Source organism: Flavobacterium sp. (assembly GCF_043779715.1).
Classification (GTDB): domain Bacteria; phylum Bacteroidota; class Bacteroidia; order Flavobacteriales; family Flavobacteriaceae; genus Flavobacterium.
The window spans coordinates 1-11,357 of record NZ_JAYWDT010000004.1 but is presented as its reverse complement, the minus strand read 5'-3'; the positions used below and the strand labels follow the sequence as shown (position 1 = coordinate 11,357).

General features: G+C 31.5%; 13 protein-coding genes. 10 read left to right on the top strand and 3 right to left on the bottom strand.

All coding sequences use genetic code 11. The annotated features are described in order from the left end of the window. The 5 genes from ACH2BG_RS00295 to ACH2BG_RS00275 all read left to right on the top strand — a co-directional run. Positions 1-653 (top strand): hypothetical protein (locus ACH2BG_RS00295; RefSeq protein WP_395045746.1); only part of this gene is annotated, 653 nt, incomplete at its 5' end. 120 nt (positions 654-773) lie between these two features. Further along, the gene (menD, locus tag ACH2BG_RS00290) at positions 774-2,426 is read left to right on the top strand and encodes a 2-succinyl-5-enolpyruvyl-6-hydroxy-3-cyclohexene-1-carboxylic-acid synthase (RefSeq protein WP_395045745.1); all 1,653 of its coding nucleotides are present in this window, start codon (positions 774-776) and stop codon (positions 2,424-2,426) included. Between the two features lie 69 nt (positions 2,427-2,495). Then, positions 2,496-2,840: a DUF2853 family protein gene (locus ACH2BG_RS00285; protein ID WP_395045744.1), complete on the top strand. Its 345-nt coding sequence runs from the start codon at positions 2,496-2,498 to the stop codon at positions 2,838-2,840. A gap of 105 nt (positions 2,841-2,945) precedes the next feature. After that, complete coding sequence (locus ACH2BG_RS00280) at positions 2,946-3,797, top strand: S1 RNA-binding domain-containing protein (protein WP_395045743.1); 852 nt, start codon at positions 2,946-2,948, stop codon at positions 3,795-3,797. A gap of 2 nt (positions 3,798-3,799) precedes the next feature. Further along, complete coding sequence (locus ACH2BG_RS00275) at positions 3,800-4,522, top strand: phosphodiester glycosidase family protein (protein WP_395045742.1); 723 nt, start codon at positions 3,800-3,802, stop codon at positions 4,520-4,522. A 372-nt stretch (positions 4,523-4,894) separates the two neighbouring features. On the opposite strand, the gene ACH2BG_RS00270 is transcribed toward ACH2BG_RS00275, so the two are convergent. Next, positions 4,895-5,080: a hypothetical protein gene (locus ACH2BG_RS00270; protein ID WP_395045741.1), complete on the bottom strand. Its 186-nt coding sequence runs from the start codon at positions 5,078-5,080 to the stop codon at positions 4,895-4,897. A gap of 228 nt (positions 5,081-5,308) precedes the next feature. Here ACH2BG_RS00270 and ACH2BG_RS00265 point away from each other — a divergent pair, with 228 nt between their 5' ends. The 5 genes from ACH2BG_RS00265 (at position 5,309) to ACH2BG_RS00245 (ending at position 10,454) form a co-directional block, all read left to right on the top strand. Beyond that, on the top strand, positions 5,309-6,148 hold the full coding sequence (locus ACH2BG_RS00265) for a 1,4-dihydroxy-2-naphthoyl-CoA synthase (RefSeq protein ID WP_395045740.1): 840 nt from the start codon (positions 5,309-5,311) through the stop codon (positions 6,146-6,148). 66 nt (positions 6,149-6,214) lie between these two features. After that, positions 6,215-7,144 (top strand): 1,4-dihydroxy-2-naphthoate octaprenyltransferase, encoded by a 930-nt coding sequence (gene menA, locus ACH2BG_RS00260; RefSeq protein ID WP_395045739.1) that lies wholly within the window; start codon positions 6,215-6,217, stop codon positions 7,142-7,144. A 38-nt stretch (positions 7,145-7,182) separates the two neighbouring features. Further along, the gene (locus tag ACH2BG_RS00255; protein ID WP_395045738.1) at positions 7,183-7,860 is read left to right on the top strand and encodes a metal-dependent hydrolase; all 678 of its coding nucleotides are present in this window, start codon (positions 7,183-7,185) and stop codon (positions 7,858-7,860) included. Between the two features lie 196 nt (positions 7,861-8,056). Continuing rightward, on the top strand, positions 8,057-9,250 hold the full coding sequence (locus ACH2BG_RS00250; protein ID WP_395045737.1) for a tetratricopeptide repeat protein: 1,194 nt from the start codon (positions 8,057-8,059) through the stop codon (positions 9,248-9,250). Between the two features lie 157 nt (positions 9,251-9,407). Continuing rightward, positions 9,408-10,454 carry an o-succinylbenzoate synthase gene (locus tag ACH2BG_RS00245; RefSeq protein ID WP_395045736.1) on the top strand — a complete coding sequence of 349 codons (1,047 nt, stop codon included), beginning with the start codon at positions 9,408-9,410 and terminating at the stop codon, positions 10,452-10,454. Positions 10,455-10,482: 28 nt separating this feature from the next. Here ACH2BG_RS00245 and ACH2BG_RS00240 read toward each other — a convergent pair whose 3' ends face one another. Together ACH2BG_RS00240 and ACH2BG_RS00235 are read right to left on the bottom strand one after the other, a co-directional pair. Continuing rightward, complete coding sequence (locus ACH2BG_RS00240; RefSeq protein WP_395045735.1) at positions 10,483-10,953, bottom strand: nuclear transport factor 2 family protein; 471 nt, start codon at positions 10,951-10,953, stop codon at positions 10,483-10,485. 6 nt (positions 10,954-10,959) lie between these two features. Then, entirely contained in the window at positions 10,960-11,196 is a 237-nt protein-coding gene (locus tag ACH2BG_RS00235) for a hypothetical protein (RefSeq protein ID WP_395045734.1), read from the bottom strand. Positions 11,197-11,357 lie beyond the last annotated feature (161 nt).

Sequence of the window (11,357 nt, the reverse complement as noted above, 5' to 3'; positions counted from 1 at the left end):
AAATATTAATAATTTTATACTTTATAAATCTTTTTTTATATAGTATTTCTTCTTTAATAGGAATAGAGGAATTAAAAATATTTTCCTGGGCAATAAGAATTCCAATTTTAATTTTTTTATATTTTATAACTTCAAGAAAAATACAAATACTTTACATTGTTGCTTTGTTGTTATATCAATTAGCTTCTGTTTATTTTTATCTTGATACGCCATCAGGTTTTATTTTCGCAACCTTATGTTCGGTATCTTTTAAAATTTGTTTGTTCATCTTAATTCTAGATTTGGTAACAAAAAAAAATAGATTGGCTTTTGCAATTGCTTCGATTCCTTTTTTTGTTTTTTATTTATACATTATCGAAATTGTAATTTCATCATTAGGAGAGGTTTATTTTATATGGATTATAAATGCATTTTTAACCTCATTTATAGGAGGAGTTGGAATCATTAATTATCTGAATCATTCAGATAAAAAAAGCTTTTGGCTACTCATAAGTGGTGTTTTGTTTGTTGTTCAAATAGCAGCTTTTTTTATAAATAAATTTTACCTAAAAACCGAATCAATATATCAAATTGTGATATTATCGTATGCCATTTCACATTTCACATTTTATAAATTTTTGATTTTAAAAGAGGAAGAAAAATATGTTAATTAGCTTTCATATTTGTAACTTTGGTACTTTGAAACCGCTATGAAGAAATTTTTCTTCCTATAAAATTGAAAAAGCGGTTCCTGACAACAAAATTTTAAATACTTTTCGGAAGAAACTAAAAAAATGATTTACCCAAAAATACCTTTAGCACAAAGTATCATCGAAATTTGTAAAGCTAAAGGAATCCACCATATTGTAATTTCTCCAGGATCACGTAATGCGCCTCTCACTATTGGTTTTACAAATAATCCAGAATTTACCTGTTATAGCATTGCCGATGAGCGATGTGCAGCATTTTTTGCACTTGGAATGGCGCAACAATTAGAAAAACCAGTGGCTGTAGTTTGTACATCGGGTTCGGCATTACTTAATTATTATCCTGCCTTTGCAGAAGCTTTTTATAGCCAAATTCCACTAGTGGTAATTTCTGCCGACAGGCCACAAAATAAGATAGATATAGGCGACGGACAAACCATTCGACAAGAAAATGTATTTGCTAATCACAGTTTGTACAATGCTAATTTAGTCGAAAATGCATCGGAAGAAAACGATGCTAAAATTCAAGAAGCAATACATTTGGCTGTGACCAAAAAAGGGCCAGCACATATTAATGTTCCGTTTGAAGAACCTTTGTATGAAAAAGTTGATGCAATTTCTGTTAATACAAAAATGATAGATTTTGATACACAAAATAAAGAATTAGAGAATCTAGATATTTTTGCAAACCAATGGAATAAAGCCAAGAAGAAATTAATTTTAATTGGTGGTTGCGATCCCAATTTTATCCAACAATCTATTGTAGATGTTTTAGCAAACGATAATTCGGTGGTGGTAATGACCGAAGTCACATCAAACGTACATCACGCTAATTTTATTACCAATATAGATACGATTATCACACCGTTTACCGATGGGAATTTTATTGATTTTCAACCTGAAATATTAATAACTATTGGCGGAATGATAGTATCTAAAAGGATTAAAGCATTTCTTAGAAAATACAAACCACAACAACATTGGCACATAGATGAGTTACGTGCTTATAATACTTTTGATTGTTTGACAAAGCATTTTGAAACAATTCCAAATGTGTTTTTTAATGAATTTATGCCAAAAATAGTTCCCGTTGAAAGTGATTATTTGCAAAATGCTTTAGAAATAAAAAAAGTAAGAGCCGAGAAAACCGAAACGTATTTAGCTACAATTCCATTTTCAGATTTTAAAGCTTTCGAGATTATATTACCAAAATTGACATTGTATAGTCAGTTGCAAATAAGTAACAGTTCGGCGATTCGTTATGCACAATTATTTCCTATAGATTCGAGTATTGAAGTATTTTGTAATCGTGGCACTAGCGGAATAGATGGAAGTACATCGACAGCAATAGGAGCTGCATTAGCTTCTGGTAAAGAAACGGTTCTCATTACTGGCGATATTAGTTTTTTGTATGATAGTAATGCATTATGGAATAATTATATTCCTGAAAATTTCAAAATAATTTTACTTAATAATGGTGGCGGTGGTATTTTTAGAATATTGCCAGGGCACGAAGAAAATGAAACTTTCAATACTTATTTTGAAACTTCACATCGATTAACTGCAGAACATCTCGCCAAAATGTATGATTTTGAATATGAAAAGGCTATTGATGAAAAATCATTAAAAGAAAACTTAGAAATTGCATTAAATGTTAAGAAATCAATAATTTTAGAAGTGTTTACACCCACAAAAGTTAATGATTCGGTATTATTGAATTATTTTAAGAATTTGACCTAATATTTTTTATAAATTATTTAATAAATTCTGTTATATTTGAATTCAATATAACAACAACAAACTATTATTATGAGCAAAAGAGACGAACTTATCGCTGTATACGCAGCAGACTTGAAAGAAAAATGTGGACATACTGCCGATATGGCTTTGTTAACAAAAGTTACTGTAGGTTGCGGACCATCTATTTATAATAAAGATGCAGCAACAGTAGCAGGAACTCAGCAATCTGAATTAGATACGGTAAGAAATAATTTCTTAATCAAAAAATTAGGTTTAAAAGAAGGTGCCGATTTAGACAAAGGAATCGAAGCTGTGATGGAAAAATATGGTAAATCTAATAAGAATAAATATAGAGCAGTAGTGTATTATTTACTAGCAATACATTTCAAAAAAGAAAGTGTTTACAACAAATAATAAATAGTTTTATAAAAATAAAAAGCGTTTCAGAAATGAAGCGCTTTTTTATTGTAACAACTTCTAAACTTTGTACCTTTGTCACATTAAGAAAATAGAATAACAATGATTGAAATAGGAAAGTACAACACACTAACGATACTTCGAGAAACTAAAGTTGGGCTATATTTAGGTTTGCCCGATGAAAATAAAGATCCAAGTAAAGACATATTATTGCCTATAAAATATATCCCGAACGAATTCGAAATAGGCGAGGAGCTTATTGTTTTTGTATATCTAGACCACGAAGAACGTCCTGTGGCAACAACCCTTGAGCCTTATATTTTGTTGAATGAATTTGCACTTTTGCGTGTTAATTATGTAAATCAAGTAGGTGCTTTTATGGACTGGGGAATGGAAAAAGACATTCTAGTTCCGTTTAAAGAGCAAGCCAGGCCCATGGAAAAAGGAAAACGTTATTTGGTTTACCTTTATATGGACGAAAAAACAAACCGATTAGTAGCGTCTAGTAAAACCAATCAGTTTTTGAATAATGATAATATCACAGTCGAAAACGGTGAAGAAGTTGATTTAATTGTTTCTCATATTACCGAAGTTGGTATTAATGTAATTATCAATGAAAAACACAAAGGATTGCTGTACAAAAATGAAGTATATGACGATTTGCGAACTGGAGACAGAATTGTAGGTTACATAAAAAACATTCGTCCCGACGGAAAAATAGATGTATCGGCAACAAAACTAGGTTTCGAAAAAGTAGAACCAAGCGCACAAATTATTCTCGACGAACTAAAAGCCAGTCGCGGTTTTCTTCGTTTAAACGATGATTCTCACCCAGAAGATATCAAAACTGTCTTGAAAATGAGCAAAAAAACCTTCAAGAAAGCAATAGGAACTTTGTATAGAGAGAAACTAATCGAGATAAAAGAAGACGGAATATATTTGGTGAAAGAGTAAAAATGAATAAAAAAGTAATTTTTCTAACACTCATAACATTACTCTCATTTGGTTTTTTCATTCAATTTAAAAAACAAAAATATGATGATAAGCGTTTTGTAACTTATATTGTTAATTCAAAAAAACAAAATATTCAGTTTTATTGGAAAAATGAAAAAGGAGAAAACTTTAAAAACGCAGAAAATTTAAAGTTTTGGCTTAAAAAACAAAAAATAGAACTTCTTTTTGCAACTAATGGCGGAATGTATAAAAAAGACAATTCACCTCAAGGTCTTTACATAGAAGATAAAATAAGAAAAAATGAAATTGACAAAGCAAGTGGTAATGGGAATTTTTACCTTAAACCAAACGGAATTTTCTATATAACAACCAGCAAAACCCCAAATATTTCTTTAACGTCAGATTTTATTGATAATGGCAAAATAAAATATGCCACACAATCAGGTCCAATGCTAGTGATTAATGGAAAAATTCATATTGCTTTTAAAGAAAATTCGACAAACTTAAATATCCGGAATGGTGTTGGAATTTTACCAAATAATAAAATAGTATTTGCAATATCTAAAAAAGAAATAAACTTTTATGAGTTTGCTCAATATTTCAAAAACCTCGGTTGCAAAAACGCATTGTATTTAGACGGTTTTGTCTCACGAACCTATTTACCCGAAAAAAAATGGACGCAAACAGATGGTGATTTTGGAGTGATAATTGGAGTAACGAAATAATATTATTTTACTTTTAAAATCTGTATAAATCCATGTTAATCTGTGGCAAAAATAAAATTTAGTACGATTAGCATACATTTATAAAAAACAAAAAATGCCAACTTTAATAATCAAGGCTGGCATTTTTCTGTCTATTTCTTTTCAAAAATAGACGATAACATACGTAAAGTTATAATAACATGCTTTACTAAAATCAAAAAATTAAATAAACTTAACTAGAATAATTTCTTTCAATGTAGAGCGAACTCTATTCTTATTCCAATTTTTTTTGTACTCTGTCTTTTAAACAACTCTCGGGAGCCGCCACAATATAAAACCAATATTCGCTTTATTGCCTGTGGTTTAGTTATAAATATTAAAGATTGAAGCGTTTTATTTCTTGCTTATCGAATCTTTTGGTTCAACCATAGGGGCTACTGTATCAGTAACTACACCGTCTACAACTTCTGGAGTCATTTGCTCTGTGGTAATTTCCTCAGCTGATGTTTCTATTTCTTTTTTACAACTTGTGAAAAAGATACCAAATGCTAGAGCGACAATTAAAACATTTTTTTTCAAATAAATCTTTTTTTAAGTTAATAAATCCGTGAGTGAATTAATAATTTAAATCAATGTAAAAAATTGATTTTCAATACATTAAAATTAAATAAAAATTAAATATAAAACATAAATTGAAGATGCTTTTCTTTAAAATTTAACACTTTAAAGCCGATTTGTAAGATTCTTTTTAGGAACTAATACGTTGTTTGGTACAAATGGATTATTTTTACATTAAAATAAATACACATGAATAAAATAGATTGGAAAACCGTTCGGGAATTTGAAGATATAACCTACAAAAAATGCAATGGTGTAGCCAGAATAGCTTTTAATCGTCCTGATGTACGCAATGCTTTTCGTCCTAAAACTACTGCCGAATTGTTGCAAGCATTTCACGACGCACAAGAAGATACATCTATAGGTGTCGTTTTGCTTTCTGCCGAAGGGCCATCAAGTAAAGATGGTGTGTATTCTTTTTGTAGCGGAGGTGACCAGAAAGCACGTGGGCAACAAGGTTATGTAGGAGACGACGGTTACCATAGATTAAATATTCTCGATGTGCAACGACTTATTCGTTTTATGCCAAAAGCAGTTATTTGCGTTGTCCCAGGTTGGGCTGTAGGTGGCGGTCATAGTTTGCATGTTGTTTGCGATTTGACATTAGCCAGCAAAGAACATGCTATTTTTAAACAAACTGATGCCGATGTGACAAGTTTCGATGGTGGTTATGGTTCAGCTTATTTAGCCAAAATGGTGGGTCAGAAAAAAGCTCGTGAAATTTTCTTTCTAGGAAGAAATTATTCAGCACAAGAAGCTTTCGAAATGGGTATGGTAAATGCCGTAATTCCTCATGATGAACTAGAAGATACTGCTTACGAATGGGCACAAGAGATTTTGGCTAAATCGCCAATGTCTATCAAAATGCTAAAATTTGCAATGAATTTGACAGATGACGGAATGGTTGGACAACAAGTATTTGCTGGAGAAGCAACGCGATTGGCTTATATGACCGATGAAGCAAAAGAAGGACGAGATGCTTTTTTAGAAAAAAGAAAGCCTAATTTTGAAAAGAAATGGTTGCCGTAAATCAGTTTAGATTTCTGAAGTTTTTTTAATAAATCTAAAATCTAATATCATAAATCTAAAATTAAAATGAAACACTGGATACAAGCCGCACGACTACGAACCTTACCACTTTCCGTTTCGGGAATTATGGTAGGAAGTTTATACGCATTAGCCAACCCAACAAATGATATTCTCACGCCAACCCAAGTATTTAGTTGGACAATTTTTGGTTTTGCGATGCTAACAACTTTAGGGTTGCAAATTCTTTCCAATTTTGCAAACGATTATGGAGACGGAATCAAAGGAACTGATAATGAAGATAGAATAGGACCTATGCGTGCGATACAAAGTGGTGTGATTACGCCAGCCGCGATGAAACGAGCGATCGTAATTACAGCAATGCTAACTTTTGTATCAGCAGTTTTGTTAATATATGTTTCATTTCATGACAAACATTTGTGGTATTCTTTGTTTTTCTTACTGTTAGGAGGTTTGGCCATCGCTTCGGCAATACGATATACAGTTGGTAATTCAGCTTATGGTTATAAAGGTTTTGGCGATATTTTTGTCTTTGTTTTCTTTGGTTTAGTAAGCACTTTAGGTGTAAACTTCTTGTATTCGAAACAATTCGATTGGCAATTAGTACTTCCAGCATCAGCAATAGGATTACTAAGTGTCGGTGTACTCAATTTAAATAATATGAGAGATGAGGTCTCTGATACAAAATCAGGAAAAAACACATTAGTAGTCAAAATGGGTGGGGCAAAAGCCAAGATTTACCATTATTGTTTAATTATTACAGCAATGGTTTTGGTATTAATCTTTGCCATAATTTACAATGGAATAGGTTTCAGAATCGATCAGTATGCCTTTTTAGTAGCTTATTTCCCTTTATTAAGCCATTTAAAAACGGTTTATAATTGTCCAGAACCACGAGCACTCGACCCACAATTAAAAAAACTAGCCATCAGTACATTTTTATTATCATTAATTCTGGCTATGGTTTTAATTTTTTAAACTATTGGCTTTTGCCTAATGCCTAAAAACTTTAAAAAATGAAAATAACCTTCTACGGACACGCATCAATAGGAATTGAAGTTGCAGGAAAATACATTTTGGTCGATCCATATATTTCTGCAAATCCCAAAGCCAGTCATATTGATATACATTCGGTCAAAGCCGATTATATTCTGCTCACGCACGCCCACAACGACCATATTCTTGATGTCGAAGCCATTGCTCAACGTACCAATGCCATAATCGTTTCCAATTACGAAATAGCAAATCATTTCGGAGACAAAGGATTCCAATTTCATCCTATGAATCTCGGCGGAAGCTGGGATTTCAATTTCGGAAACGTAAAATATGTCAATGCTATTCATACTAGCTCATTTCCCGACGGAAGTTATGGTGGTAATCCAGGCGGATTTGTTATAGAAGGCGAACACAAAAATATCTATATTGCAGGCGATACTGCACTTACGATGGATATGAAATTGATTCCAATGCGCACCAAACTCGATTTAGTGATTCTTCCAATAGGTGATAATTTCACTATGGATGTCGATGATGCCATTCTCGCTTCCGATTTTGTAGATTGCGACAAAATTCTCGGCTACCATTACGACACTTTCGGTTATATCGAAATAAACCATGACGAAGCCAAAAAAAAATTTTTCGATGCAGGTAAAGACCTTATGTTACTAGAAATAGGAGAAAGTATCGATTTGTAGTTTAGGAGCTATTTCCTGCTTTCTACTACAATCTTTTCCTTACTAAAGGAGCAAGGAAAAGGATTTTCGTTTCAATCAGGGCTAGGGCATTCCATTCATAAATAAGTTTTTGTGAACTTCGTGTAAACCTTCGTGAACTTTGTGGTTAAACTGGCACCCAAATTGCTACAACAAACAAACAAACAAAACAAAAACAATGAAAATAATTAAAATAGCATTTCTTTTCTTAACAAGTATATCTTTTGCACAAGACGGTTATTGGGATAATCAACGCGTAACCAACAAAGAAATAAAACTTTCGGCAGGAGAAAGAGTCTTAATCAAATCCGAAGATTTTCCTGACGGCACAACCGAATTTGTATACCGAATCACTTTACTAGACGAAAATCAGAAAATGGTTTCCGATTTGTCATCAATACTCAAAGCTATTCCAGATCCAACAGGAATCACACAAGGAACTGGCGGAGCTATTTCGTTAACCTCAAAAATATCTGGTGATGACAAATGTACTTATGCCATTTTTTCTGACAATAATAAAGCAATAGATTTTACAAAAACTGGAAATACAAAAAAATCTTGTTTGTATCAGAACAATCCTATAAACAAAGAAGTAAAAGTAATTTCTCTCGAAAAATCTACTTGTTTGGTAGATGATTCTAAAACGATTTGGTTTGGTTTCGAAAGCAAAAATTGGATTTTAGGACAGAAAATTATTCTCGAAATTGTTCCGTGGGTAGATGCCAAAGCGAGTAAAATATGGAATCAAACCAACAAAAAAACAGCTTTAAATTTTATAAAAACCACCGAAATCGCATCAAAATTACCCAATTCGGAAGTTTTTTGTTTCAATATAATTGAGAAACTGCAAAATGAATACAAATTTTCAGTATTTCAAAAACTGTCAAAAACCGAAAAACTGTCATTAATAAATAAATTTGAAGACAAGGCATTAATAGAAACAAATACTGTCGAAGTTTATAATAAAATTATCCGTCAAGAAGCTAAAACTTTAGCTAAACAAGGCAAGTATGACGATGCAATTGCAATATTAAATGATAAAATCATCCATAAAGGCAAATCATCGGTTTTAGACTACAATACTTTGGGTGAATTATACATTTATACCAAACAATTCGAAAAAGCGCTTAAAACGCTCAAAATTGCCGAAAATTTAGATTCGAGCGAGCTTCTAGTGCAACTTAATTTAGCGAATACTTATATGTTTTTAGACAGAATGAGTGAATCTCGAGAAATTCATAATAAGTACAAAGAACAAAACGTATCTACAAACCAAACTTGGAAAAATAAAACCATCAACGATTTAGATAAATTCCAAAAAGCAAATTTACCAAATGACAATTTCAAGAAAATTTTGAGATTAGTTGATTAAAAAAAGTGATACTTTTTGTCATTCCGTCGAAGGAGCAATCTCTTAAATTCATTCTAAAAAAAATGTGATTCCGACGAAGGAGGAATCACAAACTAGTTAAAGATTATAAATCTAAATAATCTAATAATCTAATAATCTAAAATTCTAACAATCTATTTTGAAAGCAACTTACCACAAATATATTCTCGATTTCAAAAAACCATCAGGAACTTCGAGAGGTGTTTTAACCCAAAAAGAGACTTGGTTTTTAGTGTTGCAAAATGACAAAAAAAGTGGAATAGGAGAGTGCGGAATTTTGCGTGGTTTGAGTTGCGATGACAGACCCGATTATGAAGAAAAATTGCAATGGGTTTGTGATAATATTCACTTGGGAGAAAAAGCACTTTGGGAAGCTTTAATAGAGTTTCCATCAATTCAGTTTGGAGTCGAAATGGCATTCCAATCATTAGCTTCGGAAACTCCTTTTTTGTTGTTTCCTTCGGCGTTTACTTTAGGAGAAAAAAGTATTCCAATTAATGGATTAATTTGGATGGGTGAGGCGCAAGATATGAAGCGACAAATTGAAGAAAAAATAGCACAAGGATTTAAGTGTATAAAACTTAAAATTGGAGCAATAGATTTTGATAAAGAACTGGAATTATTACACTATATTCGTCAAAATTTCACTCCAGAACAAATAGAAATCAGGGTTGATGCTAATGGCGCTTTCAGCGAAATTGAAGCTTTAAATAAAATAAATAAAATAACTGGTTATCAATTGCATAGTATTGAACAACCAATACAAAAAAATCACACTGACACTATGTCAGAACTATGTAAAAACAGCAAAATTGACATTGCGCTCGACGAAGAACTTATTGGTGTGTTTTCTTATCAAGAAAAAGAAGATTTGTTGCTCAAAATTAAGCCGCAATACATTATTTTTAAACCTAGTTTTATAGGTGGTTTTCGAGGAACAAATGAATGGATTTTCTTAGCCGAAAAGCACAATGTTGGTTGGTGGATTACATCAGCTTTAGAGTCAAATATTGGATTAAATGCTATTGCGCAATTTGCCTTTTTGAAGCAAGTTTTAATGCCACAAGGTTTGGGTACTGGAGGCCTTTTTACGAACAATTTCGATTGTCCGTTGGAAGTGAAAAAGGGGCAATTGTTTTATAATCCAAACTTAAAATGGACTGCCGGAATTGATGATTTTTTTTGAAATAAATAGCAAACTTTTTTAACTAAATTTAAGCTTGTTTTTGTATGTAATTTTGAAGTGATTTTTTTGCATTTTGCTTCACTTTTTTTTGCATAAAATTTGTCCATCCTAACAAATAACCTTTCAACCCGAGTGCTTGTTTTGTCCATTTATAAAAGTCAAAATGGTCGGTGTGTTTGATGATTAATCCGTCTTCAAATTCAAATTTTGCATCAATAATATTTACTACTTTTCTGTTTGTTTGACTAAAAATATAAGTAGCAATCCAATTTGTTGAACCAGATTTTTCATTAGTAACGACATCAGAAAATTCAATTTTTAAGTTTCCTTTGCTTCTTTCTAAAAGCATTTTCCACATCGATATGACTTCTTTTTGGTTCAATTTTCCGAAAGCTGGATCTTCAAATATCACGTCTTTATGATAACAACTCGCCATTTCTTCGGCATTAGAATTGGCAAAAGCATTGTAGAATTTTTGTATTAAAAGAGAGTTTTTCATAGTGTGCTATTTTTTTAAATTTTTCATTAATCCCAAAAAGCTAACCATTGCCCAAGTGCCTTCGAGTATAACAAATGGTTTGTAATTGATAAGTATCGATGCATAACAAGCGATAGAAGCTCCTAAAATGTTTAAGATAAAGAACAAAATACCTTCTTTTGGAATTAATCCAAAAATATTAAGAAAATAGGCAACTAAAACCATAGAAACTCCTATTGTGCCAATGATGTCATTATAATTCATATCAAATATTATTCATATCAAAGATAAAAAAACATTTGTCAAGATAATGGTTTAAATATTTTTTCTAACTATTTGTATTTTTTTCGCTATCAAGATTATTTTACTAGTCTTTTAATTTTTATGAATATTGTCTAAAATATATCTTAATGAACTTAAATTTC

Coding starts and splice junctions, on each gene's coding strand:
- ACH2BG_RS00235 (WP_395045734.1), bottom strand. CDS start 11,196: ATGAATTATAATGACATCATTGGCACAATAGGAGTTTCTATGGTTTTA.
- ACH2BG_RS00255 (WP_395045738.1), top strand. CDS start 7,183: ATGAAAATAACCTTCTACGGACACGCATCAATAGGAATTGAAGTTGCA.
- ACH2BG_RS00275 (WP_395045742.1), top strand. CDS start 3,800: ATGAATAAAAAAGTAATTTTTCTAACACTCATAACATTACTCTCATTT.
- menD (WP_395045745.1), top strand. CDS start 774: ATGATTTACCCAAAAATACCTTTAGCACAAAGTATCATCGAAATTTGT.
- menA (WP_395045739.1), top strand. CDS start 6,215: ATGAAACACTGGATACAAGCCGCACGACTACGAACCTTACCACTTTCC.
- ACH2BG_RS00285 (WP_395045744.1), top strand. CDS start 2,496: ATGAGCAAAAGAGACGAACTTATCGCTGTATACGCAGCAGACTTGAAA.
- ACH2BG_RS00240 (WP_395045735.1), bottom strand. CDS start 10,953: ATGAAAAACTCTCTTTTAATACAAAAATTCTACAATGCTTTTGCCAAT.
- ACH2BG_RS00265 (WP_395045740.1), top strand. CDS start 5,309: ATGAATAAAATAGATTGGAAAACCGTTCGGGAATTTGAAGATATAACC.
- ACH2BG_RS00280 (WP_395045743.1), top strand. CDS start 2,946: ATGATTGAAATAGGAAAGTACAACACACTAACGATACTTCGAGAAACT.
- ACH2BG_RS00250 (WP_395045737.1), top strand. CDS start 8,057: ATGAAAATAATTAAAATAGCATTTCTTTTCTTAACAAGTATATCTTTT.